The 26,656-nt window shown below is 36.8% G+C and carries 20 protein-coding genes, 2 pseudogenes and 2 riboswitches; of the genes and pseudogenes, 13 read left to right on the forward strand and 9 right to left on the reverse strand.

What is annotated here, in order from left to right:
• Window positions 1-20 precede the first annotated feature (20 nt).
• Both AC3EMB_RS25895 and AC3EMB_RS25900 read right to left on the reverse strand, forming a co-directional pair.
• Window positions 21-1,106 carry a transcriptional regulator gene (locus AC3EMB_RS25895; RefSeq protein WP_141240964.1) on the reverse strand — a complete coding sequence of 362 codons (1,086 nt, stop codon included), beginning with the start codon at window positions 1,104-1,106 and terminating at the stop codon, window positions 21-23.
• Between the two features lie 91 nt (window positions 1,107-1,197).
• Window positions 1,198-1,347 carry a hypothetical protein gene (locus AC3EMB_RS25900; protein ID WP_000283179.1) on the reverse strand — a complete coding sequence of 50 codons (150 nt, stop codon included), beginning with the start codon at window positions 1,345-1,347 and terminating at the stop codon, window positions 1,198-1,200.
• 255 nt (window positions 1,348-1,602) lie between these two features.
• Between AC3EMB_RS25900 and cydA the strand changes: the two genes are divergently transcribed.
• From cydA to AC3EMB_RS25915, 3 genes are all read left to right on the forward strand, one after another.
• Window positions 1,603-2,958 (forward strand): cytochrome ubiquinol oxidase subunit I, encoded by a 1,356-nt coding sequence (gene cydA / locus AC3EMB_RS25905; RefSeq protein ID WP_097961029.1) that lies wholly within the window; start codon window positions 1,603-1,605, stop codon window positions 2,956-2,958.
• Complete coding sequence (locus tag AC3EMB_RS25910) at window positions 2,951-3,976, forward strand: cytochrome d ubiquinol oxidase subunit II (RefSeq protein WP_000544183.1); 1,026 nt, start codon at window positions 2,951-2,953, stop codon at window positions 3,974-3,976. Before cydA ends, AC3EMB_RS25910 begins: the two co-directional genes overlap by 8 nt.
• A gap of 411 nt (window positions 3,977-4,387) precedes the next feature.
• Entirely contained in the window at window positions 4,388-5,746 is a 1,359-nt protein-coding gene (locus AC3EMB_RS25915; protein WP_000021123.1) for an arsenic transporter, read from the forward strand.
• 101 nt (window positions 5,747-5,847) lie between these two features.
• On the opposite strand, the gene thiC is transcribed toward AC3EMB_RS25915, so the two are convergent.
• Complete coding sequence (gene thiC, locus AC3EMB_RS25920) at window positions 5,848-7,608, reverse strand: phosphomethylpyrimidine synthase ThiC (protein WP_488517360.1); 1,761 nt, start codon at window positions 7,606-7,608, stop codon at window positions 5,848-5,850.
• Between the two features lie 114 nt (window positions 7,609-7,722).
• Window positions 7,723-7,838, reverse strand: a riboswitch (TPP riboswitch).
• A gap of 71 nt (window positions 7,839-7,909) precedes the next feature.
• A pseudogene (locus tag AC3EMB_RS25925) lies at window positions 7,910-7,981 on the reverse strand (L-lactate permease); the annotation flags it as partial.
• A 45-nt stretch (window positions 7,982-8,026) separates the two neighbouring features.
• On the opposite strand from AC3EMB_RS25925, the gene AC3EMB_RS25930 reads away from it, so the two are divergent.
• On the forward strand, window positions 8,027-8,296 hold the full coding sequence (locus AC3EMB_RS25930; RefSeq protein WP_416135371.1) for a transposase: 270 nt from the start codon (window positions 8,027-8,029) through the stop codon (window positions 8,294-8,296).
• Window positions 8,297-8,771: 475 nt separating this feature from the next.
• On the opposite strand, the gene AC3EMB_RS25935 is transcribed toward AC3EMB_RS25930, so the two are convergent.
• On the reverse strand, window positions 8,772-9,074 hold the full coding sequence (locus AC3EMB_RS25935) for a hypothetical protein (protein WP_089171997.1): 303 nt from the start codon (window positions 9,072-9,074) through the stop codon (window positions 8,772-8,774).
• A 413-nt stretch (window positions 9,075-9,487) separates the two neighbouring features.
• Between AC3EMB_RS25935 and AC3EMB_RS25940 the strand changes: the two genes are divergently transcribed.
• Together AC3EMB_RS25940 and AC3EMB_RS25945 are read left to right on the forward strand one after the other, a co-directional pair.
• Entirely contained in the window at window positions 9,488-10,309 is an 822-nt protein-coding gene (locus AC3EMB_RS25940; protein ID WP_372584150.1) for an IS110 family transposase, read from the forward strand.
• A gap of 3 nt (window positions 10,310-10,312) precedes the next feature.
• Window positions 10,313-10,636, forward strand: a pseudogene (locus AC3EMB_RS25945) (transposase).
• A 169-nt stretch (window positions 10,637-10,805) separates the two neighbouring features.
• Window positions 10,806-10,922: riboswitch (TPP riboswitch) on the reverse strand.
• Between the two features lie 71 nt (window positions 10,923-10,993).
• On the opposite strand, the gene lldP reads toward AC3EMB_RS25945, so the two are convergent.
• Window positions 10,994-12,655: an L-lactate permease gene (gene lldP, locus AC3EMB_RS25950; protein ID WP_065485886.1), complete on the reverse strand. Its 1,662-nt coding sequence runs from the start codon at window positions 12,653-12,655 to the stop codon at window positions 10,994-10,996.
• Between the two features lie 298 nt (window positions 12,656-12,953).
• Here lldP and AC3EMB_RS25955 point away from each other — a divergent pair, with 298 nt between their 5' ends.
• Entirely contained in the window at window positions 12,954-13,271 is a 318-nt protein-coding gene (locus AC3EMB_RS25955) for a magnetosome magnetite crystal formation protein family (protein WP_053563349.1), read from the forward strand.
• A gap of 64 nt (window positions 13,272-13,335) precedes the next feature.
• On the opposite strand, the gene AC3EMB_RS25960 is transcribed toward AC3EMB_RS25955, so the two are convergent.
• Window positions 13,336-13,827, reverse strand: a complete 492-nt coding sequence (locus tag AC3EMB_RS25960; RefSeq protein ID WP_157417311.1) for a metal-binding protein — start codon at window positions 13,825-13,827, stop codon at window positions 13,336-13,338.
• A gap of 50 nt (window positions 13,828-13,877) precedes the next feature.
• Window positions 13,878-14,243 (reverse strand): YkvA family protein, encoded by a 366-nt coding sequence (locus tag AC3EMB_RS25965; RefSeq protein WP_000810378.1) that lies wholly within the window; start codon window positions 14,241-14,243, stop codon window positions 13,878-13,880.
• 546 nt (window positions 14,244-14,789) lie between these two features.
• Between AC3EMB_RS25965 and AC3EMB_RS25970 the strand changes: the two genes are divergently transcribed.
• The 6 genes from AC3EMB_RS25970 to AC3EMB_RS25995 all read left to right on the forward strand — a co-directional run bounded on the left by AC3EMB_RS25970 (window position 14,790) and on the right by AC3EMB_RS25995 (window position 23,966).
• Window positions 14,790-16,718, forward strand: coding sequence for an LTA synthase family protein (locus AC3EMB_RS25970; protein ID WP_488517361.1), 1,929 nt, complete (start codon window positions 14,790-14,792; stop codon window positions 16,716-16,718).
• A gap of 511 nt (window positions 16,719-17,229) precedes the next feature.
• A complete protein-coding gene (locus tag AC3EMB_RS25975; RefSeq protein ID WP_075717958.1) occupies window positions 17,230-18,114 on the forward strand; it encodes a D-amino-acid transaminase in 885 nt (294 codons plus the stop codon).
• A gap of 209 nt (window positions 18,115-18,323) precedes the next feature.
• Window positions 18,324-20,075 (forward strand): C40 family peptidase, encoded by a 1,752-nt coding sequence (locus AC3EMB_RS25980; protein WP_488517362.1) that lies wholly within the window; start codon window positions 18,324-18,326, stop codon window positions 20,073-20,075.
• Window positions 20,076-20,439: 364 nt separating this feature from the next.
• Entirely contained in the window at window positions 20,440-21,651 is a 1,212-nt protein-coding gene (locus tag AC3EMB_RS25985) for a NupC/NupG family nucleoside CNT transporter (protein ID WP_001051020.1), read from the forward strand.
• Between the two features lie 261 nt (window positions 21,652-21,912).
• Window positions 21,913-22,668, forward strand: coding sequence for a nucleotidyl cyclase domain-containing protein (locus AC3EMB_RS25990; RefSeq protein ID WP_016079701.1), 756 nt, complete (start codon window positions 21,913-21,915; stop codon window positions 22,666-22,668).
• Entirely contained in the window at window positions 22,665-23,966 is a 1,302-nt protein-coding gene (locus tag AC3EMB_RS25995) for a glycosyltransferase family 2 protein (protein WP_000988751.1), read from the forward strand. Before AC3EMB_RS25990 ends, AC3EMB_RS25995 begins: the two co-directional genes overlap by 4 nt.
• A 674-nt stretch (window positions 23,967-24,640) precedes the next feature.
• On the opposite strand, the gene opuD is transcribed toward AC3EMB_RS25995, so the two are convergent.
• A complete protein-coding gene (opuD, locus tag AC3EMB_RS26000; protein WP_488517363.1) occupies window positions 24,641-26,155 on the reverse strand; it encodes a glycine betaine transporter OpuD in 1,515 nt (504 codons plus the stop codon).
• Window positions 26,156-26,656: the final 501 nt, after the last annotated feature.

Below are 26,656 nucleotides of genomic sequence, written 5' to 3' on the forward strand. Positions count from 1 at the left end.
CCCTCATATGGTGGCACCTTTTATTGTTCACTCTTTTTTAATTCCATTTCAGCTAAAAGTGGTAGTACATTATCAAAAATATGCGTATTATTATTTTCACCTGTTACATATCCACCGTAATATCTACTAAATACGTTGTCATTTCGGAATGTGGACATATGATCATACAATTCCTTCGCAAACTTTGTATCACCTGTTTGTAGTACGTACAAAATCGTTAATCCGTACGCGGCCGGCGATTCATAATTCACAGTTTGTTTTCCCGTTTCTAAATTGTAACGACCGTATAGCTTTCCATCCTCTTGGAACTTCTTCTTTATAAATTCCAAATAAGCATCTGATGAAAGATCTCCTAAACTTCGATGATATGCAACGTATGATTGGTCAATAAGATTCACTTCTTTATCGTACGTAAATGTACCATCTTCTTTATACTCTTTTGGGAATGCCCATCCATGCCTTGGATAATCCGCTAAAAATTGAACGACTTCCTGATATTGCTGAGCAGAAACTTTGCCGTACTTCTTCATATAGGAGAATGCACGCGGATTTATGTATGATGTTGTTACAAAATTATTTTGTTTCCCGGCATCTGCATCATAATAATCAACATAATAATTATCTTTTTTATTATAACGAAGTACAGCATCACTTAATTGATCGGCAAGGTTTTTATAACGCTCTTCCTTATACATTTCATAAGCACGATATAATTGTTCTATAATACGAAGATCATCTATAAGTGCATTTGTAGCTGACTGCCTCTCTCCCTTTTCAGAGAGTTTCCATAAAACGATATGATTCTTATATATGAAATTATCTTGAATAACCTTTACTTGCTCATCAAATAACGCCTGATCATCTTTATCAAGTGTATACTGTAACCATAATCCCGCCGATTCTGATAATGCTTCACGTCCCTTAGCTTCACCCGTACCTGCCTTAGTATCTACTAAACGATACGTGGCAAGTGTTCCATTGTCATTCACCATATGTCTTAAAATAAAATTTTCTGTACGGTTTCCTTGTAAAGCTGACCAAAATACAATTCCACCTAAAGCGATTAAGAAGATAACTCCAATCCCTATATATAAACGTTTCCGCAATCTTTTCACCTCCCTAGTAAGGCTAACCTTAATTTTATCAGAACATACATAAATTTAAAAAAGACAATCTATTAGATTGTCTCCCCCATTTCTATCCCTCACAAACCTCTTTAGAAGGTTTATATAGCGATTGTACAAGTCGATCATATTCACGACGCGTAATTTCTTTATTATATAGCTTCAATAATAAATCTCTATGCTCTTTTGAAAATGCCATCTTTTTAATGACTTCAGGATACATAAAACACCCTCTCCATTTCACATAAACTTCTTGATTCCGAAAAACAGAACTTATGTTCGCATAAAAGATTATAAAAGATTCCTGAGCAAAAAACAAACAAAACATGACCAACCATTTATTTCTTTCTATTCAAAATATTACAACATTATATTATCATATTCACTTTTTAAATACATATATATTTTTGGTAGTTTTTTTGAATAAATCTTCCAATTCAATCAGAAAATAATGGCAAAAAAGAAGAGGAGTTTACATATGGATACGGTAACATTAGCAAGAGCATTTTTTGGTTCTTCATTAGCATTCCACATTATCTTTGCAACACTTGGCGTCGGACTTTCATTGATGATTTTTATAAGCGAAATACTCTATCACTGGAAGAAAGACTCCGACTATGCCATTATGGCGAAAAGATGGACAAAGGCGTTTGCTATTCTTCTCGGTGTAGCAATTCCAACTGGAACAATTGTTGGTGTGCAAATCTCACTTCTTTGGCCTGGTTTCGCCAAAATTGTTGGGCAAGTTATTTCTGTTCCCTTCCAAATTGAGATTTTCGCCTTCTTTTTGGAGGCTTTATTCATGTCGATTTACGTATATGCAGCTGATAAACTTCCTCCATTTATGAGATTAATCTCGCTATTTTTCGTCATGCTTGGTGCCACGGCATCCGCCGTACTCATTACATCAGCAAATACATGGATGAATACACCAGCAGGCTTTTCAATGAATCCAGATGGATCTGTTTTTAACGTTGATCCGTGGAAAGCTTTCTTTAATCCGAGTTTTGGCACAAGTGCATTCCATGTTGTTATTACGGCTTATGCAACTGGTGCGGCTGTCATTGCTTCTATCGCTGGATTTAAATTATTGAAGAAAAATTTAAGTACACGTGAAATTGCTTATCATAAAAAAGGGCTACTATTAGGGCTTGTCGTTACATTTATTACAGGCGCTACGATGTGGCTTTCAGGACATGAATCAGCGATTGCCTTACATAAACACTCACCTGAAAAACTTGCATCTGCTGAAGCTTTATTTGAAACGACATCACACGCACCGCTATCCATTGGCGGAGTTGTGGATCCTAATACACTTGAACTAAACTACGCACTTGAAATTCCAAACATGCTTAGCTTATTAGTGGGACTAGACCCTAGCACTGTCGTAAAAGGTTTAAAGGAATTCCCACAAGAAACATGGCCACCATTTTATACACATACACTATTCAACTTAATGGTCGGCACTGCTGCGTTTACCTTTGCAGTTGCAGCAATTGCGCTCTTATATTGGTACTTCGTTTACCGAAAAAAGGGAACAGAACTACCGAAGTGGCTACTTTGGGGGGCTGCTGCATGCGGACCAATTATGATGCTCGGTATTGAATTCGGCTGGATTTTCAGTTGTAGCGGTCGTCAACCATGGACAATTTATGGTATGCAACGTACCGTCGATGCATCTACACGCGCTGATTTCGTCGGTCCTTTATTTGTTTTGTTCATCATTTTATATATTGGACTCGCTATTTTAACAGTCTTTGTTCTACGTACATTCTTTAGAAGACATCCATTAAAGAATGATTTACAACACCAAGGAGGCGATTCTCATGCATGAGGAAAGTATTGCAATCATCATCTTATGGGCCCTTATTTTCGTATACAGTATACTAGGGTCCATCGATTTTGGTGCTGGTTTTTGGGGCATGGTATACGCAAAACATCCAACGCTCGCTGCCAAACTTGCGAATCGGTACTTATCACCAACTTGGGAAGTAACAAATACGTTTCTCGTCTTCGTCGTTGTCGCATTTCTCGGCTTCTTTCCGAAAGCGGCCTTTACCCTTGCGACAGTAATGTTCGTACCAGTTATGTTAATTTTAGTGCTCGTTGCAGTACGTAGTACATTTATGGTGTTTGCTTACTCCTTGCCGAAATATCAGTACCTTCTTCGGGTTATTTCAGGTATTACTGGTCTCTTAATTCCAGCACTATTAATTACCGTTTTACCCGTTACAGAGGGAGCCTATATTACAATGTCTGAAGGAAAAGAAGTACTCTTGTATGGAAAACTTCTTTCTAGCCCGGTTATCTATTGCTATATGCTCTTCGGAATAACGTCTGAACTATTTCTCTCCTCTCTCTTTCTTGCTGATTTTGCGAGAGAACAAAGTTCAGAAGATACGTATAGAATTTATAGAAGAAATGCCATCATCCTTGGTCCTGCAACGCTCGTTACGGCGATCATCGCCCTCGTTGTAATGGATCCTGAAACACATTGGCTTATGCAAGGATTAATAAAGCAATTCCCGTGGTTTACAGTTTCTATTGTTTTATTCGTTATCGGATACTCGTCCCTTTGGTGGACAAACAAAAAGTACAATACACTAGGATATCCTCGCATTGCCGTTTTAGCTGTCGTCGCTCAATATGCATTTGCAAGCTACGCTTACGGCGTCGCGCATTTACCTTATATTATTTATCCTGACGTAACTGTATTTACAAGCTTTACAACGACAGAAACGTTCTATGCACTGCTCATTCTATACGCAATTGGGATTGCAATTTTATTACCAGGATTTATTTTCTTCTGGAATTTATTCTTGAAGGATCGTACTTTTTTGAAGGAAAAATAATATAGTCTTGGGGTCTGTTCCAAAAGGCATTTTGGGATGGGCTCCTTTTGTCATGTTTTGTCGATAAGTCGATATATTTTAAAAATCGCTGATATATTTTGAGTTGCGCCGATATATTTCAATGATCGCTGATATATTTTGAGTTACGCCGATATATTTCAATAATCGCTGATATATTTTCAGTTACACCTATATAAATCTCATTTACTACCTTACTGCCCAATCAATTTATAGACTCCTATCACAATAGTTATTTCACTACTAATGACACTTGTCCTTTAGCATGAAAAACACATATTCGCTTCATCTCGTTATACGTCTAGTTCTTCTTATTTTTTGCTGAATATACTACCAATATAACCTTGAGACAAGCTACATCTATTCAAGGGAAAATAGAAAGGTAGGCAAAATATGAGCATTGAAATATGGATTACTATTATTGTATTCTTCTTAACGATGATTGTTATCTTTTGGCGGCCTCGAGGTTTAAATGAAGCGTGGCCAGCAGCAATCGGAGCTGGTATCATCATAATTACTGGACTTGTATCAAAACCAGACGTCATGGATATTATAAGTAAAATTGGCGGTGCTTCCATAACAATATTAGCGACCATCGTCATGGCAGTTATATTAGAAAGCTTCGGTTTTTTCCATTGGTCCGCAGCGAAACTAGCAAATTTAGCAAAGGGTTCTGGACGCCGCTTATACTGGTATATTCAATTATTATGTTTTCTTATGACTCTTTTATTTAATAACGACGGTAGTATTTTAATTACAACTCCCATTTTAATTCTTCTTCTAAAAAATCTTCAATTAAAACCTCATCAGCAAATTCCTTATTTATTAAGTGGTGCTTTAATCGCTACGGCATCTAGTGCACCAATTGGTGTAAGTAATATCGTAAATTTAATCGCATTAAATATCGTTAATATGACTCTTTATATGCATACTGCTATGATGTTTGTACCTGCAACATTAGGCTTATTATTTATGTCATGGCTCATGTATACAGTTTTGAAGAAAAAACTTCCGAAAAAATTACCTGTTTCTTCATATGATATTGAAGAAATTTTCTTCACGAAAAACTTCCATCCACTAAAAGGAAATAATTCTGTTGATACGAAACAAAAACGGACAAGATTCATGTTAAAAGTATTAGGTTTCGTCTTCCTTATGCGCTGTCTTCTATTCGTTGCATCCTTCTTATCCATCCCAATTGAAATCGTTGCAGTACTTGGTTCACTCGTTCTTCTCATTTGGAGATGGTACTACTTACGAACAAATCCTGTCGACATTTTGAAAAAGACACCGTGGCACATTTTAATTTTCGCCTTCTCTATGTACGTCATTATTTACGGACTCCACAACGCAGGATTAACAGCTGCACTTGTACAATGGCTCGAGCCAATTGTGAATCAGCATCTACTCTATGCTAGCTTTGCAATGGGCGGACTTGTATCCATCCTCTCTAACGTCTTCAATAACCATCCTGCCCTTATGATTGGTACAATTACATTAACAGAAATGGGACTAGATCCAGTCACATTAAAAACAATCTATCTTGCAAACATCATTGGTAGTGACATCGGTTCACTATTACTACCAATTGGTACACTAGCTTCACTCATTTGGATGTATATTCTGAAACAAAACAAAATTAAAGTAAAATGGAAAGACTATTTAAGTGTATCCCTTATCGTTATCCCGCTCACAACAGTCGTCACACTATTCCTCTTATTCTACTGGGTACATCTCTTCTTTGCCTTATAAACAACAGAAGCCCCATTTGCTACCGTCTTAGCAAATGGGGCTTCTTCTATAATAAAGTTAGGTACTACAGTGTGATCAATCAAGTAAAGAGGTGTAATGTGTTATTGATATAAATGACTACCAGCTTCTTTAAATTCTTCTGCTTTCTCTTTCATTCCTTTTTCAATTGCTTCTGTCGTTTCTAAATCATTTTCTTTTGCATACTCACGGATATCATGTGAAATTCTCATACTACAAAACTTCGGTCCACACATTGAACAGAAGTGAGCTGTCTTTGCCCCTTCTGCAGGCAACGTTTCATCGTGATATTCCATCGCACGTTCAGGATCTAAAGATAAATTAAATTGATCGCGCCAACGAAATTCGAAACGTGCTTTTGAAAGTGCATCATCACGCTGATGAGCCGTTTTATGTCCTTTTGCAAGATCAGCCGCATGCGCTGCAATTTTGTACGTAATAACACCCGTGCGTACATCATCTTTATTCGGTAAACCTAAATGTTCTTTCGGCGTTACATAACAAAGCATCGCCGTTCCAAACCAACCGATCATCGCAGCTCCAATTGCCGATGTAATATGGTCATAACCTGGTGCAATATCTGTCGTTAGTGGCCCAAGTGTATAAAACGGCGCGCCCTGACAAATATCAAGCTCTTTCTCCATATTCTCTTTAATTAAGTGCATCGGTACGTGTCCAGGTCCTTCGATCATAACTTGCACATCATGTTTCCAAGCAATTTTCGTTAATTCACCAAGTGTTTCAAGCTCAGAGAATTGTGCTTCGTCATTTGCATCTGCAATCGATCCTGGACGTAATCCATCTCCAAGAGAGAACGAAACATCGTACTGCTTCATAATTTCACAAATCTCTTCAAAATGAGTATATAGGAAGTTTTCTTTATGATGGAATAAACACCACTGCGCCATAATCGAACCACCGCGCGAAACGATACCTGTCGTACGCTTTGCAGTAATTGGAATGTAACGAAGTAATACACCAGCATGAATCGTAAAGTAATCCACGCCTTGCTCCGCTTGCTCAATTAACGTATCACGGTACACTTCCCACGTTAAATCTTCTGCAATTCCATTTACCTTTTCAAGCGCTTGATAAATCGGCACAGTTCCAACTGGTACAGGCGCATTACGAATAATCCACTCACGCGTCGTATGAATGTTTTTACCTGTAGATAAATCCATAATCGTATCTGCACCCCAGCGAGTAGCCCACGTCATCTTTTCTACTTCTTCTGCAATAGAAGAAGATACAGCAGAGTTTCCGATATTCGCGTTTACCTTCACATGAAAGTTCCGCCCGATAATCATCGGTTCAGCTTCTGGATGATTAATATTCGCTGGTAAAATAGCGCGGCCTTCTGCGATTTCCTTACGAACAAACTCCGGCTCTACCCCTTCACGAATCGCAACATACTCCATCTCAGACGTAATAATGCCATTACGTGCATAGTGCATTTGCGTAACGTTTGCACCTTGCTTTGCTCTAAGTGGCTTGCGATCCATCTGCGGGAAAACAGGTGTATGTTTCGAAGCCACTTTCACACCGTCATCCTCTGGTTTCACTTCACGCCCTTCGTATGCTTCTACATCACCACGCCCCAGAATCCAAGAATGGCGCGGCGTTGGAATCCCCTTTTCTAACTCCACTTTATACTCAGGATCCGTATAAGGTCCGCTCGTATCATACACACGGACTGGAGGATTTGGGATGCCGTTCGTTTCGCTTTGTTCAATCTCACGCATCGGCACTTTCATGCCTGCGCGTGGTCCATCCACATATACTTTCTTACTCCCTGGTAAACTCGATTTCAATTCAATTTGCTCAGCTGAAACAGACTGTTTCATAACCTTTGTTGCCTCCCCTGTTCGTGACAAGGACGAGATATGGCCAGCGCATGCCAAAATAAAAAGAGCCAGGTCCATAAAAAAATAAGGACCTGGCTCATAAAAGACATCATTATGTAAAGCCGTTAACTTCCCTACGCTGGTACGAGCCAGATCAGGTCCAAAGGGTTAAGAAGTTCACGCGCTTCTCTCTCAGCCTACGCATACGTTAGGCACCCCTAGTTTATCACTGATTTAATTTTCAATACTTTCCCATCATACACGATAATCTGAAAAATGCAAAGGTTATTTCTTTTTCTCTTTATGGAATCATCCACGTTAAATAATATGCTTGAACATACGTCATAATACCAGCAATAATTACGAAGAACACCCTATTGTAAAAATAGTTTATGACTTAACATGGGAGTTTAAAAACATCTTCACCACAAAGAGTGTTGAGAATTTCGACCATTGTATTGAGAAAATGAAGAATACTAATATACAAGAGTTTAAGAGCTTTACGAATGGATTAGCCGGGGATATTGAAGCTGTCAGAAATGCGGTAACTTATGAGAATAATAATGGTCTTGCCGAAGGGAGCATAAACAAGTTAAAGCTTATTAAAAGAATCATGTATGGTCGATGCAAATTCTCCACATTGCGGACAAAGATTCTACTTTTGGAGAGAATGAGACTTTTCAACTAACTCCGGAAAGAACCATTTTTTACTTGCCAAATACATTCATCAGTCCCGTTTGACAAAGAGCCTTTGTCTCTGCTGCATTTCGCTACAACTGCTACCTGCCATACAACCTGCAATAGAGATAGGTAACAATTTACTATACAAGGAACAAAATTGACCTGCTCCTCCATTTAGTGATTTAACTATCTTTATTATTCAGAGCTAAAACTCAAAGAGAAAGCTCTTACATTTATTGTAACATTATTTCCTTAATATGTTAATTTTTTTATTGTCTTGTTAGTTAAAGGGGTACTTAATACAAAAAATAACCGTAGATAGTAGCACGAACACTGTTCTTGTTATAATTAATTTTTTTCAGAACGTCTATAATCCTCTTTTAAAAAATATATGTAAATATAATAAAAAACGAATGATTAATAGAAATATTCTACACCACTCGTTTTTTATCGGACTTCTTTTTACTGTACTTTTATTTTCTTTATGAGTTATTAGAAAAATAATTGTCTATATAAGTCTTTATTTTTTCAAAATTCTTTTCCATAAATAAGATTGCTGGTACTTCAATTATTGGAAGATTATTTTCATTATCAAAAGCTGGACACGGTTTGGGAACTACCAAATAGTCAACTGAGTTTTTATCCCTGATATAATTAATTGAAACATCATAATACTTAGAAAAATATTCCTTCAAATCATTCTGATTCCTTAAAAATGGTAGAGAAAATATTGAACCATAATTTATACCAGCGTCGACAATTAATACAAAGCATATTTTTTTCATGATACACCCTCCTCGTATAATAAGTTTTAAGTTAATAACTGTTCCTTGAAAATTAAATAGTTTTTATCTTCAAGAGCTACATCAAAAAAATGATGTATGGGTAAAATTTAGTCTTGGATACTGGGGGATTTCCCCAGATAATGGAAGTGTGGAAATGGATCCATCGGGAATATGCTTACTCCTCCTGTAGTTCGACCACGTTAAAAGACTGTGACCCAGACCAAAATGCACTGCATACGCACAAGCTGTATCGGTTTCCTTCACTTACCTCTCATATTGGTGGGAGGGCAGCTTAGATGAAGGCAATCATTGAATACTCATACGCGAGGTTGTGGCTATGTTTTGGACTCTAGGGAGATCCCACAGTATCCAAGCTCATTCCAAATACTATTCAAAGAAAGGAGGTCCTTTCTTTGAGATTATTCGTAGCTATTGATGTAAGCTCTGAAAAACTTGATGTATGTTTTCTTGACAGTCATGACACTGTTTTGAAAGAAATTTGTCTTTCAAACGATGTGAATGGTGCCAACGCCATTAAGGAGGATGTTCTCCATTTTCATCAGTTGTACAACTATAAAAAAATTGTCATTGGTATGGAATCTACTTCCGTCTATAGTTTCCATCCTTCCATGTTCCTAACGGAAGATAAGGATTTGAGGGCTTTAGACGTGGAAGTGGTCGTACAAAATCCAAAAGCCATCCATCGGTATAAAAAACTCTTTGAAGAAGATAAGACCGATAAAATAGATGCTTTCCGTATTGCCGATTTTTTACGAATCGGACGGTATAATAAGTTTCTTATCAAGGAGGAAAAATACGTTGCCCTTCAGCGTTTAACACGATCTAGATATCAACTCGTTCACCAGCAAACAGAATGTAAGCAACACTTTCTGAAGAACCTTTACTACAAATGTAATACGTTATCGAAAGAGTTAAATACCTCTGTTTTTGGTGCGACGATGATGGAAATACTCTCAGATTCCCTTTCGTTGGATGAAATCGCAGAAATGGATCTAGAAGCACTCGCTACTCTTCTTCAGAAAAAGGGGAAAGGACGCTTTAGCGACCCGGAAGATTTAGCGAAAACCATCAAGAAAGCCATACGTGACTCCTACCGACTAGGTAAGGTCGTTCAAGACTCTGTGGACGTTGTATTAGCCACTTATGCACGATTGATTCAAACATTGAAAAAACAAATCAAAGAGATAGAAAAAAGCATTACTGCTTTATTCTAAGCCATTCCAGAAGCGAGATATTTAACAAGTGTTCCAGGCATTGGAGTCGTATACGCCGCGGGAATCATTGCGGAAGTTGGACAAATTGAACGCTTTGAGAACGAAGCACAATTGGCCAAATACACCGGTCTTTACTAGAAAAAATCGCAATCTGGAAACTTTGAATCGGAACGAACACCCATGACACGAACGGGAAACCAGTATCTTCGTTATTACATGGTTGAAGCTGCCAACTCTGTACAACTTCGTGAAGCTACTTACCGTGCTTATTATTTAAAGAAATATGATGAAGTTCCGAAATACAAACATAAAAGAGCCCTTGTCTAAAGCCGTAACTAGATTCGCTAAATTGTTTTTCAAATATTGAACCAAGCACTTGACTGATTGCTTGTTGAACAACCCTATCCACTACTGTCGGTATTCCCAATTTGCGCATCTTCCATAAAAAGAGCCAGGTCCATAAAAAAATAAGGACCTGGCTCATAAAGACATCATTATGTAAAGCCGTTAACTTCCCTACGCTGGTACGAGCCAGATTAGGTCCAAAGGGTTAAGAAGTTCACGCGCTTCTCTCTCAGCCTACGCATACGTTAGGCACCCCCTAGTTTATCACTGATTTAATTTTCAATACTTTTCCATCATACACCATAATTTGGAAAATTCAAAGTTTATTTCTTTTGTTGTTTATGGAATCATCCACGTTAAATAATAAGCCTGAACATAAGTCATAATACCAACAATAATTACGAAGAACAAACTATGCTTCACTGTAAAACGGAACAAATCCGATTCTTTTCCAGCAAGACCAACTGCTGCACAAGCAATCGCAATCGACTGCGGAGAAATCATTTTACCTGTTACACCGCCTGTTGTATTTGCTGCAACAAGAAGCACTTCAGATACGCCGACTTGCTGTGCTGTAATGGCTTGTAAATTCGAGAACAGTGCATTCGCAGACGTATCAGACCCTGTTAAGAATACACCAATCCAGCCTAAGAAAGGCGAGAAGAACGGGAATAGTCCGCCAGTTCCTGCTAGTGCTAACGCTAACGTAGAAGATAGACCAGAATAGTTTGCGATAAATGCAAACCCTAGTACGAATCCGATTGATAGAATTGGCATTTTTAATTCACTTAACGTTTCTTTAAATGTCACTACTGCATCTTTTACATTCATTTTCAAAATAAACATGGAAATGATACAAGCAATTAAAATCGCCGTTCCGGTTGCTGATAATACATCAAACTTCAGAATTGCCTCGTAAGGCGTTGGTTTATTTACAATCGGCTCTGCTTTCATTACTAGATTATGCAGACCTGGAATTTCAAACTTAAATACAAGACTTGCTAAAGCCCCTCCTGGAGCGAATAATGCCTTAAAGAAACTTTGGCTCCAAATGACTACCATAACCGTTAATACGATAAATGGAGACCATGCTTTTACTACTTTTCCAAACGTTAATTTCGGCATCGATGCTGCTGTCGTTGTTGCTGCTACTTCACTATTTGCTTGCTCGGATTGATAGATTTCTTTCGGCTGCCAAACTTTTAAGAACAGCGCTAAACTAATTAAACTTACAAGTGCCGATGTAATATCCGGAAGTTCCGGCCCTAAAAATGTCGCTGTAATGAACTGCGTAATTGCAAATGAACTACCCGCTACAAGTAACGCAGGCCACGTTTGTCTTATCCCTTTAAATCCATCCATTAAAAATACGATAAAGAATGGAACAAATAATGATAGGAACGGTAATTGATGTCCAGCCATTTGTCCAATTTTATGTGGATCAATACCTGTTACTTGTCCAGCAACTGTAATCGGAATTCCCATCGCTCCGAACGCCACTGGTGCAGTATTTGCAATCAAACAAAGACCTGCTGCGTATAAAGGATTTAACCCAAGACCCGCAAGAAGCGCTGCTGTAATCGCTACTGGTGCTCCAAATCCTGCCGCTCCTTCTAAAAATGCTCCAAATGAAAATCCAATTAAAATAACGAGTAGACGATGATCGTTCGTAATCGATAATACCGATGCACGAATCACATCGAATTGACCTGTTTTCACAGAAATTTTATATAAAAATACCGACATAATGATAATCCAAGCAATCGGCCATAACCCGTACAAAAAACCGTATCCGGTTGCTGCCATTGCCATCGTGAACGGCATTTTATAAGCGAATAACGCTACTAAAACTGTAAGTACAACTGTAATAAATCCTGCCACATACCCCTTCATGCGAAAAATCGCTAAAGCTAAGAAAAAAAAGATAATCGGAATAAGTGCGACTGCTGCTGAAATCCAAATATTACCGAACGGATCATAAACTTGTGTCCATGTGTTCATTGTCCTCTCCCCCTAAAGAATCCCCTTTTAAATAAATACAACCTTATCAATAGACTATCAGGTCATCATACCTTTAAGTCTAAAAATAAAAAAACGTTTAAGAAAACGTTTTCAACAACTTTCATTTATACTGTACCATAACAATTTCCATTAAAAAAGATTTTTTTGAAAATTTTATCATTTAACAAAAAAATCTTACAAAATCGTCATGTTCCTGTAATGTTCATCGATAGAAAGCTTGCAAAAATTATTGCATAATAATAGTATAACAACGGACATTATTTATGAGGTGATATATATGAATGGAAACAAAATATTAGCTGCGTTATCATACTTTAGTGTACTATTTGCCCCTATCTTATTCCCAATTATCGTTTGGATTGTGGGGGACGCTGAAACAAAGCCACATGCAAAACGTGCTCTATGGACACACATCATTCCAAGTATTGCTACATTTATCGGCGTAGCCATTTTAGGAATTATGGGCATGGGATCTGAACAAGCAGATATAACACTTGGAATTGGATCAATGATTGTCTTAGCTATTTGCGGAATCATCAGCTTATACTACTTCATCTGGAACATTGTAAAAGGAATTAAAGTACTGAAAGCTTAATTTGAAACAAACGTTTGTTTAAAAAAGGACCCTTGCAAATTGCAAGGGTCCTTTTCCGTTCACTTTATCTTCTGCGTTTCTTCTTTTTTCTCATCATTTTCTTTCGGCGCGTATTCACTTTATCCGCTATAATGTGGAGCGTACTTGCCACAACAATTCCCATTAAGAACGTTACAATTTCAACCTCATGTTTCTTCGCAATTTCTATTAAATTACCATCCAGTGCGATTATATTTAATAGAAATAAAAATGGAGAAAAGACGATTAACATGTACGCAATACGAATCACATCACCAAGTATAATCGTATGCGTAAAGAAAGATCGATGCGGCATTACTTTTTTATAAGGATACCAAAATATACGTAAGAAACCCCATTTGTTATAAGCATTACTGTACGTATCTAAATCCGGTGTTAAAAATGAAGTACCTACTAAAAAACCAATTGCAAAAGTTAATAAAAAATCAAAATTTGTTAATCCATACGAAAAAAGCAAAAACAAAACAACCGGAAGGGATATTAAGTTTATTTTCGTATGCGTTCTTCCTGATGGCATAATGCACTTCCTCGCTTACGTTCGTCCTGTCACCTTATGACAGGTTTCACCTATTGACCTAATTTCTGATCGATAAATGTTGTGTCTATATCCGAACCAAACCATTCTGCCAACTTCACTCGTGCCTTATCTTTCACATCTTCATTGACGTATAACGACACCTGTATTAGTGCGGCCGTTAACGCCCCTAAATCATCCGTATAGCCAATTCCAGCAATGAAATCTGGAATCGCATCAATCGGTGCAATAAAATAAGCAAGTGCTCCAATTACAATAATTTTCACTCGCTTTGGAACATCGGGTCTTTGCAAAACGTAAAACAGTAATAAACTTGTATAAATGACCGACTGCCCTGCTTGCTTTGCAACATGTTTTACTTTCTTCCAAAACGCTTCAACTGAAAATTTTTGTTTCATGTAAAAGCCTCCCTATTTTTAAAAAGAAATAAGCTACAATATGTTATCAGTAAAAGTTCATGGAAATTACACAAAACCTATCAATGAACTTTCATTGTAACAAACAAACTAAAAAAGAACAAGTGTTCGTTAATTTTTACACGATTTCCTTCATATAATAGATTTCTAGATAACCCTTGCCCATCTTCGTTTCTTATTTCTCAACAAAGAAAATTTTCACTTCCACTTAACATTCTGCTCTATCTTTGTTATATTTTCTAGTTGACGGACATATAAACGAATGTTAAAGTTTTCTCTGGTAGTGACAAATCTTATACAAAAAATGTAAAATGTTATAGTGTTTCTCAGAAATGAATTTTGTTGTATAATACAGAAATGACGTTATGCTTATGAGCAACAAAAGAAACCAAAAGGGTATGCATAGTTATAGTCGTATATGGGTGAATATAGAACCTTTAATTATGGCCAAGAAAACTATGTATTTTTTTATTTTAGCATTTTTCGCTCCAAAATCGACCAAGCCTGATAGAGAAAGGGTGGAAATGAATGAAAGAAACCTTGAAATCACAATTTCAAAATGTGCGTTTCACTGTATTCGTAGCTTTAGCCTTATGGCTGAAAACTTACATTATTACACGCACAAGCTTTGATTTAAAACTTGAATCTTTCATGCAAGAATTCATTTTATTCCTTAGCCCATTAGCAGCATCATTACTGCTTGTTGGTCTTGCATTATTTGCAAAAGGGAAAAAACGTAACTATATAGCACTAGGAATTAATTTTATCTTAACAATCGTTCTTGTTGGTAACGTAATGTTCTACGGATTCTACAATGACTTCGTTACTTTACCAGTACTCGGACAAACATCTAACTTCGGAAGTTTAGGTTCTAGTGTGAAAGAATTATTTAACTACAAAATTATTCTTGCATTTGCAGACATTATCATATTCTTCGTTCTGTTGAAGAAAATGAAAAACTTTGCACCTACAGAGCGTGTAGCACGCCCGATGCGTTCTCTATACTTCGTATCAACAGTTGCTATTTTCTTCGCAAACTTAGGACTTGCAGAAGCTGAACGCCCAGAACTATTAACACGTTCATTCGACCGCGTTATGCTTGTTAAAAACTTAGGATTATATGTACACCAAGTATACGATCTTGGCTTACAAGCAAAATCAAGTTCACAAAAAGCATTCGCTGACGGTAGTAAATTACAAGAAACAGAAAACTACGTAAAAACAACACAAAGTAAACCAGATCCAAATATGTTCGGTACTGCAAAAGGGAAAAACGTAATTGTTGTCTCTCTTGAATCATTACAAACATTCTTAATTGGTGCCACAGTTAACGGACAAGAAGTTACACCATTCTTAAACCAATTTACGAAAGAAAGTTATTACTTTGATAACTTCTTCCATCAAACTGGTCAAGGTAAAACATCTGATGCTGAATTCCTAGTAGATACTTCGTTATATCCACTAGACCGCGGTGCTGTATTCTTCACACACGGTAACAATGAATATACAGCAACTCCAGAAATTTTACGTCAGCAAGGGTATCACACGTCGGTATTCCACGCAAACAACGCAACATTCTGGAACCGTAACATTATGTATCCAGCACTTGGTTATGATCGTTACTACAACGAGCTTGATTACAAGATTACGCCGGAAACAAAATTAAACTGGGGATTAAAAGATATCGAATACTTCGATCAATCTATTGATATGTTGAAAGAAGTGAAGCAACCATTCTATACTCGCTTCCTTACTTTAACGAATCATTACCCATTCACTTACGATGACAGTACAAAATTAATCGACGAATATAATTCTGGTGATGGAGTATTTGACCGTTACATGGTAACTGCTCGTTACTTAGACGAAGCAATGAAACACTTTATTGAGCGTCTAAAAGCAGAAGGTATTTACGACAACTCAGTAATCGTATTCTACGGTGACCACTACGGTATTTCTGAAAACCATAACCGTGCAATGGCACAGTTCTTAGGAAAAGAAGAAATCACTGCATTTGACCATATGAACTTACAAAAAACACCGATGTTTATTCACGTTCCAGGTCAAAAAGAAGGTAAAACAATTTCGAAACCAACTGGTGAAATTGACATTAAACCAACTATTCTAAACTTACTTGGTGTAGATTCTACAAATGACGTTCGATTCGGTCATGATGTATTCTCACCTGATAATAAAGGATTTGTTGTTCTTCGTGACGGTAGCTTCGTTACAGATAAATACATGTACACAAACAGTACATTCTACGACCGTGCTACTGGCGAAGTTGTACAATTACCGAAAGAAGAATCTCAACCACTAATTGATCGTGCCCAAAATGAATTGAACATGTCTGATAAAATCATTGAAGGTGACTTACTTCGCTTCTCTGAAAGTAATAAGATCAAAACTGGTGAAGTAAAAACAGCTATTAAAGAAGAAAAGAAGGGCGCTGAGTAATCTCAGCCTCTTTTTTTATTTTCTTCCATACAACTACTTATATTCATTAACTTTAAAATTACATAACCTTTACCAAATATTCACATAGTTTTAATGAAGAATCTCTATAATAAAATATGTAAACAAGGTTCTACATATTTCTTATCTCTCATCTTTCGTAAGATCCCTTAAAGAAATGTGTAAATCTTTTGTTTCTACTTTCTTATAATTGTCTTTCAACATGTTTTGTTTCCATACACAAAGCATTCAACGAGACAATGTCCCTATGAAAGATAGCTACCCTCCTTGTGCAGCATTCCATAAGAATGTTGCTTTTTTTTATTTAAAAGCAGGATTCTCATTCTTATTTTCGAATTTGTATATACAAAATGCTGTAAAGTGAAACTTTAATCAGCCCTCACCAATCGGGCATTTACGGGCATATGTAGAGAATTACTTACATAAAAATTACTATAGTGATTCTTATCTCGCATGAATGAAAGTTTCACGTTACTTACGTACTTACGAAAGGATGGGACGGAAATTGGCATACGAAAAATTTGTACTTTGGAATGATGAAGTTATTGATACAACAAAACAACAAACGTACATAGAACTTGAAGAAAGAGGTTTGCAGTTCGGAGATGGTGTCTACGAGGTTATTCGCCTATATAAAGGGAACTTTCACTTATTAGATCCGCACATAACGAGATTATATCGATCCATGGAAGAAATAGAATTATCGCTCCCTTTCTCAAAAGCTGAACTCATCACTTTACTTTACAAATTAATTGAAAGAAACCATTTCCACGAAGATGGCACAATTTATTTGCAAGTATCTCGCGGTGTACAAGCTCGCACACATATATTTTCATATGACAACCCTCCGACAATTTATGCCTATATTACAAAAAAAGAAAGACCAGCGTTATGGATCGAATATGGTATACGCGCTATATCAGAACCGGATACTCGATGGTTACGCTGTGACATTAAATCATTAAATTTATTACCAAACGTACTAGCTGCTACGAAAGCTGAACGGAAAGGCTGTAAAGAGGCACTTCTCGTAAGGAATGGTATTGTAACGGAAGGAAGTCATTCCAACTTCTTTTTAATTAAAAACGGAACCCTTTACACACATCCAGCCAATCACCTTATTTTAAATGGCATTATTCGTCAATATGTCCTTTCTTTAGCGAATACTCTTCACATACCTGTACAGGAAGAACTTTTCAGCGTTCGTGACGTTTATCAAGCAGATGAATGCTTTTTCACCGGCACAACGATTGAAATTTTACCAATGACCCACCTTGATGGAACCGCGATTCAAGATGGGCAAGTTGGACCTATCACCAAAAAACTGCAAAAATCTTTTAATAAAATCTTGTTACAATCCAATATGTCATCTTCTTAAACACGAATAATTTCTGTCCTTTCATATTCAATATATGCATTTAAATGGAAATCAAGGTGTAAATTTATGCCTTGATTTTTTCTTGTAATCTTTTTGTCATATTCAGATTCCCACATAAGCCTTGACAGTAATCGACATGCTCTTTAGAATTTTTAACAGTTGGTAAATATTTCTTCACTACATTACAGACAGAAAGGAATCGACAAATTATGAAAAAGTATCTTGCCGGTCTTGCGGCAGTGTCTGTAGCAGGAGGAGCAGCACCTACACTTGATAGTGTTCAAGCTGCACCTGAACAAAATACACAAAAAGCTGCTACAACTGTCCAAGCTTCTGCGTCAAACAACTCATCTTATACGGTAAACGCGAGCGTCTTACATGTTCGTGCGGGATCAAGCACTTCTCACGACATCATCTCACGCGTTTATAACGGTCAATCATTAAACGTGATTGGCGAAGAAAATGGTTGGTTCAAAATTAACATTAACGGAAAAACAGGCTTTGTTAGTGGCGAATTTGTATCAAAAAGTGGAGCAGCAAACAACAATGTAAGCACAGGTGGAAACAATAAAGTTACTGCTGATGTATTACGTGTACGTACAGCTCCTAACACATCTAGTTCTGTTTCTGGACGTGTATATGAAGGACAAACATTAAACGTAATTGGACAAGAAAATGGTTGGGTGAAAATTAACCATAATGGACAAGTAGGTTATGTAAGTGGCGAATTCGTATCTGGCGTTTCTTCTAATGGGGGTTCTTCAAACAACAATACGAATAATAACAACCAAGAAGTAAAACCAGCAAGCGGAAACTATACAGTAAATGTATCTTCCCTTCGCGTTCGTACAGGTCCTAGCACTTCTCACACAACTGTAGGTTCTGTCAAAAAAGGACAAGTAGTACAAGTTGTCGGCGAAGTTCAAGATTGGTTCAAAATCAATTACGCAGGACAAACTGCTTATATAAGCAAAGACTACGTAACAAAAGGCGGTTCTAACGAAAACGTTACAGAAGGCAACAAACAAGAGCAGAACAATAATAATGGAACTATTCAAACTGGTGGTTCTTACGTAGTTAACGCTACATCTTTACGTGTTCGTACAGGCCCTGCCGCTTACCATAGTGTAATTGGTGGCGTTTTAAACGGTACAACATTAAACGTAGTTGGATCTGAAAACGGTTGGTTTAAAGTAAATTACCAAGGAAAAACAGGCTTTGTTAGTAGCGAATTTGTAAAATTCGTTAAAGGTGGCACTACTACTCCTGAGCAACCAAAACAACCTGAAAAACCTAACCAAGGTGCAATTGGCGACTATTACATTAATGCTTCTGCACTAAATGTACGTAGCGGCGAAGGTACAAATTATAGAATCATAGGCGCACTTCCACAAGGTCAGAAGGTTCAAGTAATCTCTGAAAACTCTGGATGGAGCAAAATTAACTACAACGGTCAAAATGGTTATATCGGAACACGTTACCTATCTAAAACACCAGTTGGAGGCGCAGTAGATAATAAGCCTAACAATAACCAAAATAACAATCAAAACAATAACAACAATAATAATACAGGCAATAATAATACAGGCAATAATAGTGGCGACAGTTCTTCCGTACTTGCATATGCAAAATCAATGCAAGGTGTACCATACGTTTGGGGCGGAACTTCTGCTAACGGCGTAGACTGCAGTGGCTACATCTACCACGTATTTAAGAAATTTGGTCATAACATTAGCCGTCAAAGTGTTGCGGGATATTGGAGTAGCCTACCACAAACTTCAAATCCACAACCAGGTGACTTAATTTATTTCCAAAACACTTATAAATCAGGTCCTTCTCACATGGGTATTTACCTTGGGGGCGGATCATTTATCCAAGCTGGAGATAAAGGTGTAGCAATCGCTTCATTAAATAACTCTTATTGGAAGAGCCACTTCTTAGGATACACGAAAGCACCTTAATTAATAGTTTCCAAGCCTTCTAGTTTACTAGAAGGCTTTTTGCTATGAGTTCAACATATTACTCCCTTTCTCCTACCTTCTCTCTATAAAAATAATGTATCCATTCTTCCATTTCATACACTTTATTCTGCAAAAATAATCCATAACGTTATCATAATGTATATATTCTCATAAAAAACATAACCTATTTCATGTCCATTCATTTCATATGTGTTTTTTTGAAGAATTTTCTTTTTATTTAAACTTTTCGTTAGACGTTTGACCTCCGATGTCCATTATGATAAGTTACTTAAGATGTATATTCGCAAAAGTATAGACAACTGGTTTATACACTTTTTTACTATGAGGAAGGAGCATACACTGCATGAATCTTTTATGGGGAATTGGCGGCGTGATTGGAGTATTAGCAATTGCTTTCTTACTATCTTCCAACCGCAAAGCTATTAATTGGCGCACAATTTTAATTGCGCTAGCATTACAAATGTCATTTTCATTTATCGTATTACGATGGGATGCTGGTAAAGCAGGTTTAAAACACGCTGCTGACGGTGTTCAAGGATTAATTAATTTTTCTTACGAGGGAATTAAGTTCGTTGCTGGGGATTTAGTCAACGCAAAAGGACCTTGGGGATTTGTATTCTTTATTCAAGCACTACTTCCAATCGTATTTATTAGTTCATTAGTAGCAATCTTATATCATTTCGGTATTATGCAGAAATTTGTTAGCGTCGTTGGTGGTGCATTAAGTAAACTTCTTGGCACTTCTAAAGCAGAAAGCTTAAACTCAGTAACGACTGTATTTTTAGGACAAACTGAAGCTCCAATTTTAATTAAACCTTACTTAGCACGCTTAACAAATAGTGAATTCTTCACTATTATGGTAAGCGGTATGACAGCTGTTGCTGGATCCGTTCTTGTCGGCTATGCAGCAATGGGTATTCCGTTAGAGCACTTATTAGCAGCTGCAATTATGGCAGCTCCATCAAGCTTATTAATTGCAAAACTAATCATGCCAGAGACAGAAAAAGTAGATAATAACGTTGAACTTTCTACAGAACGTGAAGATGCAAACGTTATCGATGCAGCTGCACGCGGTGCATCTGAAGGTATGCAACTTGTTATTAACGTAGCAGCAATGTTAATGGCTTTCATCGCATTAATCGCTTTATTAAATGGATTATTAGGATGGGTTGGTTCTTGGTTCGATATTAAACTTAGCCTTGATTTAATCTTCGGTTACTTATTATCACCATTTGCAATCTTAATCGGTGTTTCTCCAGGTGAAGCTGTACAAGCAGCAAGCTTTATCGGTCAAAAACTTGCAATCAACGAATTCGTTGCATACGCAAACTTAGGGCCACACATGGCAGAGTTCTCTGACAAAACAAATCTAATTTTAACATTTGCAATCTGTGGATTCGCAAACTTCTCTTCTATCGCAATTCAATTAGGTGTAACAGGAACTTTAGCTCCTACTCGCCGTAAACAAATTGCACAATTAGGGATTAAAGCAGTTATCGCTGGTACATTAGCGAACTTCTTAAACGCAGCAGTTGCAGGTATGATGTTCCTATAAACTTATATAGAGTCTTCTCTTTCTCCAAGAGAAGACTTTTTTCATGCAATTCAAACGTATTATATATATCTATCAACCACCTTATCCCAAATATAAGAACATTATGATACAATAATGTTTAGATCTTTTTATTTTTCTGATGAAAATAGAAATACTACTTGTTGTTGCCCTTCAAAAGAATTTAAAGACATAGTCAATTTCTTAATAATTGCGCATACTACAAGTATCTATGGATGAAATAGCTTTAAGGAGGAAAGTTTTGTGAAAGATAAGTTCTATAAAATCCTCTCTATGTGGATTCTACAAATTGTATTTTATTTTACTACTGTACATGTGACGAATTATGAGCATGCGCTCATTTTTACAATAATATACGTAATCGTAAATGTACTATTCTTATTTTTAGCTGACAAAACAGCATTTATTTTCTTCATACTAGGAACCATTATTTCCGTATTTTATTTATTTTATGAAGCATGGCTTCATTTATGGAGTACATCAGATCAATGGCAATATATCATTACCCACTTCCTGATGGCAGCTAACTTCTTCATTGTATACATAACAACTCACCTATTGAAAAAAGTGATTCATGAAAATAAAACTTTGACTGAGCGTGTGAGAACGTTGGAACAATATATTGGAGAATCAAAATTACTAACGAGACAAGAATTCGAGAGACGCCAAGCGTTATTAACGACTGCAATGAATCGTCGTAATGAAACAGGCTTTATTGTTTACTTTGATTTCACTTCCTTTAGTAAATATACGAAGGAAAGTGTTATGGACCGTGTAGCTTCCTTATTAGTTGAAACGGTAAGGAATGATTTTGACCTTGCTGCTGAATATGATAATAATACGCTAGTTATTTTATTACAAAACACAAATGAAGCTGGTGCTGATATTGTAATGAACCGCCTAAAGCCAAAAATGGAGCAATGGCTTGCAGCTGAAGCAATCCGAGATATAAAAATTTCACGTGAGCAAATTGGAAACAAAGGACAGACATTGTTATGATGACTCTCGTTATACTTCTTTTATTTCTTCTGTTTTGCGTACTCGTTTTTTGGATCAGTATCACATTTTCAATTAAATATGTTCTTATTTTTACGGCCTTTCTATTCTCTGGCTTACTCGTTTACTACTCTTTCTTAACAATTGCGGGCTTAATTCACCGAAATAGTAAACGAAAAGATCGTACATTAGAACATTATCCGAGCGTCGATATTTTCATCCCTGCTCATAATGAAGGGGTCGTTATTAAAGATACTTTAGAGGCAATGGCGAAGATTGAATATCCAGGAAAGCTAACCATTTATTTATTAAATGATAACTCTCAAGATGAAACACCTGAAATCGGCGATGATTTCGACAAAGCTTATGCCCACATTCGTCACATTCGTGTTCCACCCGGTGAACCGAAGGGTAAATCACGTGTACTAAACTATGGCCTTAGTATTTCAGATGGTGAATACTTCTGTGTTTACGATGCAGATAACCAGCCTGAACCACACGCACTGCGAATGCTTGTAGAGCACGCTGAAACAACTGAAGATGCTGTTGGGGCTGTTGGACATGTTCGTACAGTAAATGAAAAAAGAAACTGGCTGACGCGAATGATTTCGCTAGAATTTCAAATCTTCCAGCTCCTTATGCAATCTGGACGCTGGTTACTATTCCAAACAGGCTCACTGACAGGAACAAACATGCTTCTTCGTCGCTCTGCACTAGAAGAGCTTGGTGGCTATGACCCTTATGCAATTGCAGAAGATGCCGAATTAACATTACGAATTACACAAAAAGGTTATCTCTTACCAATCGTCCCAGAATCAGTTACTTGGGAACAAGAACCAGAGCATTTAAAAATCCTTATTAAACAACGTACACGTTGGCTCCAAGGGAATTTATACATTTTAGAAAAAATGTTCTCGTCATTAAGCTTCTTTAAAGGAAAACTGCTCGTTCATTCCTTACAACAAGTTCTAGTGTATGTTGTATTTTGGCTATTCCTAATCATTTCGAACGTTTGGTTTGTAATTGGGCTACTCGGGATATTCCAAATTCAATATAGCATTCCGCTACTATTTATGTGGTATGTCGCATATATTACATATGTTTCTCAATTATTTAGTGCCCAGAGTGTCGAACGAACCTTTACACCGACTAATATTTTTATTAGCGTTATTATGTACTTTACGTACGCACAGCTCTTTACGTACTTATTTATTCGTAGCTTAATCTTATACTTACGTGCAAAGAGCAAGAAACAAGTCATTGGCTGGGATAAGACAGTTCGATTCAAAAAAGATAAATAAAAATAAGCACAGAGCGCCGTATGCTCTGTGCTTATTTATTGCCGTATAAATTATATATCAGACAATACCCCTTAGCTGAAAGTAATTTCACGTCCATCCCCCAACGAACGATCGACCTTCATTTATATACGAAAAAGTGATTGCTATTTTTGTAGAACCAATTGCTTCTCTTGCTGTTCTTTGCGCGTTTCAGTCTTAGGTTCCGTGCTTTCTTGGACACTACGATGTGCCACACGTTTCAAACAAATATGCTTCCACTTTCTTTCGTAACGTTTCATTATTCTAGATGTCCCCCTTGAATGCGCTTTAAAACTATTTGAAATCGCTTACAGGAAATAATATAGCACATATATATAAACGTGACAACACATTTCCGACATATTTTTGACAAAAATACGAATAGAATTCGTAAGGTATCGAATATTGTCGAAACCTATCGTTTTTTCTTCGTATAAAAGGCATACTACTTATATGGTAAAGTATTTTATTTCCCCTACCCGCATTTCAAATTCCTTCTATATAAAGTGAAACTTTCATTAGCCATCACCAATCGGGCTTTTACAAGCAGCTCGATTTATTTGCTTTTGCTGAATTTTGAGGTGGGGTTCTTACTGCTCAGCAAATAGAGGGATAAAAAAAGAGCTGATATAAAATCAGCTCTTTTCCTTCTATTATTAATGCCGCTTCATACGTCCTTCTTTTTGTAACTCTTTAAATAATGCTGCCATCATAAAGAAAATAACAAAGACGAACGGGAATGCTGCAATGATAGCTGCTGTTTGTAATGCTTCTAATCCGCCAATATATAATAAGGTTGAAGCTATCGCGGCTAGAACGATACCCCAAATCATTTTAATACGATTTGGTGGGTTTAAACTACCATGTGTCGTTAACATCCCTAAAACGAATGTTGCAGAGTCTGCAGATGTAATAAAGAATGTAGAAATAAGAAGAATCGCTAAAACAGATAAAGCTGATCCAAAGCTTCCCATTTGATCAAACATAGCGAATAACCCTACTTCTGTTCCCATCTCTTTAATTTTTTCAAAGACATGTGCATCACTAAACAGCTCCATGTGAATACCAGTCCCGCCGAAAACTGAGAACCAAAGTGCACCTATTACGGTCGGTACAAGTAACACACCGATAACAAACTCACGAATCGTACGACCTCGTGAAACACGAGCAATAAACGTACCTACGAACGGTGACCATGCAATCCACCATGCCCAATAGAAAATTGTCCATGACTGAATCCATTGATTTCCGCCTTCATCCAATGGACTTAAACGGAAACTCATACTTGGCAATTCTTGAATATAAGAACCTATTGTTGAAGTGAAGTAATTCATAATAAAGTTTGTTGGACCTGCAAATAATACAATGATCATAAGTGCAAATGCAAAAATAATGTTCGTATTACTTAAATATTTAATTCCTTTATCAAGACCTGTTTGTGCAGACAACATGAAAAGAACTGTTACGATTGCAATAATAACTAACTGAGTCGTTAATGAGTTCGGGATAGATGTTAAATAACTAACACCACCTGCAATTTGTTTTGCACCGAGACCTAATGATGTTGCAACACCAAACACAGTTGCGAAAACAGCTAACACATCAAATGAATGAGCAATACGCCCGTGTTCCCCGCCCTTAAATAACGGACCTACTGTCGCACTAATCGTACTTGCTTTTCCTTTTCTAAAGGTAAAGTAAGCAATACATAACGCTACAAACGCATATAGTCCCCAAGGATGTAATCCCCAATGGAAAAATGAAAAACGCAGTGCAAGGCGCGCACTTTCCTCAGTTGCACTATCTCCAAACGGAGGTGCGTATAAATGGTTTAATGGTTCGGCAACGCCCCAGAAAACTAAGCCAATACCCATACCAGCACTAAATAACATAGCAAACCATGTCATATAACTATAATCAGGTTCGTCATCATCTTTACCTAAACGAATAGAACCGTATTTCGAAACAATTAAAAAGATAGATACACCTAAAATAATAGAAACGGAAATAATATAAAACCAGCCAAACTTACTAACTAATGCAGTTTGAATTGCGGTTGTTACATTTCCTAAGCTACCTTTTCCAATAATAGATTCGGGAATAATCCCCCAAATTGTAAATGCAATACATAATGTTAATGAAACGATGAATGTTTTTGTCAGTTTCCTCATCAAATCCCCCTTCGTAGGTTTCGTTTTTGTAAATAACATAAATTCCGATATGTAAAATCGGATAGAAAACTATAATTTTGCGGTGATTTTCTTACTTTCACCTTCACCAATTCGAATTCTTATGGACAGCCTTACCTTTCGTATAACCTTTTCACTCTGCAAGAGCTACAAGTTAGAAATACTGCTGTCAAATTGTGTGAGAAAAACGCGGATAGGAATGTATTTTCCTAAAAAAGGATGTGTTACATATGTAAAAAAGGGCAAAGTTCTTCCTTGCAACCCTTTCATTTTGTAACAATTATGCGGTTTTTTTGCTAGTATATAGCACGTGTTTATAGCTTCACAAACAAAATGTTTATGTTTATATAACTATATTACCCATAAAACGGTAAAATACTCAAGGAATGTAATCGTTTAGTAAACATCATGTAACATCCCTGTAATATTCTTATTTACGTCGAAAAAAACATGTTGTATTAAATATTTTGAATATAACTAGAA

Source organism: Bacillus sp. LQ16, from assembly GCF_057784645.1.

Bases quoted from the DNA above. Each gene is read 5' to 3' on its own strand.
- AC3EMB_RS25985 (WP_001051020.1), top strand. From the start codon at position 20,440: ATGAATCTTTTATGGGGAATTGGCGGCGTGATTGGAGTATTAGCAATT.
- AC3EMB_RS25980 (WP_488517362.1), top strand. From the start codon at position 18,324: ATGAAAAAGTATCTTGCCGGTCTTGCGGCAGTGTCTGTAGCAGGAGGA.
- AC3EMB_RS25995 (WP_000988751.1), top strand. From the start codon at position 22,665: ATGATGACTCTCGTTATACTTCTTTTATTTCTTCTGTTTTGCGTACTC.
- AC3EMB_RS25955 (WP_053563349.1), top strand. From the start codon at position 12,954: ATGAATGGAAACAAAATATTAGCTGCGTTATCATACTTTAGTGTACTA.
- opuD (WP_488517363.1), bottom strand. From the start codon at position 26,155: ATGAGGAAACTGACAAAAACATTCATCGTTTCATTAACATTATGTATT.
- AC3EMB_RS25960 (WP_157417311.1), bottom strand. From the start codon at position 13,827: ATGCCATCAGGAAGAACGCATACGAAAATAAACTTAATATCCCTTCCG.
- AC3EMB_RS25975 (WP_075717958.1), top strand. From the start codon at position 17,230: ATGGGACGGAAATTGGCATACGAAAAATTTGTACTTTGGAATGATGAA.
- lldP (WP_065485886.1), bottom strand. From the start codon at position 12,655: ATGAACACATGGACACAAGTTTATGATCCGTTCGGTAATATTTGGATT.
- AC3EMB_RS25910 (WP_000544183.1), top strand. From the start codon at position 2,951: ATGCATGAGGAAAGTATTGCAATCATCATCTTATGGGCCCTTATTTTC.
- cydA (WP_097961029.1), top strand. From the start codon at position 1,603: ATGGATACGGTAACATTAGCAAGAGCATTTTTTGGTTCTTCATTAGCA.
- AC3EMB_RS25970 (WP_488517361.1), top strand. From the start codon at position 14,790: ATGAAAGAAACCTTGAAATCACAATTTCAAAATGTGCGTTTCACTGTA.
- AC3EMB_RS25965 (WP_000810378.1), bottom strand. From the start codon at position 14,243: ATGAAACAAAAATTTTCAGTTGAAGCGTTTTGGAAGAAAGTAAAACAT.
- thiC (WP_488517360.1), bottom strand. From the start codon at position 7,608: ATGAAACAGTCTGTTTCAGCTGAGCAAATTGAATTGAAATCGAGTTTA.
- AC3EMB_RS25900 (WP_000283179.1), bottom strand. From the start codon at position 1,347: ATGTATCCTGAAGTCATTAAAAAGATGGCATTTTCAAAAGAGCATAGA.
- AC3EMB_RS25915 (WP_000021123.1), top strand. From the start codon at position 4,388: ATGAGCATTGAAATATGGATTACTATTATTGTATTCTTCTTAACGATG.
- AC3EMB_RS25935 (WP_089171997.1), bottom strand. From the start codon at position 9,074: ATGAAAAAAATATGCTTTGTATTAATTGTCGACGCTGGTATAAATTAT.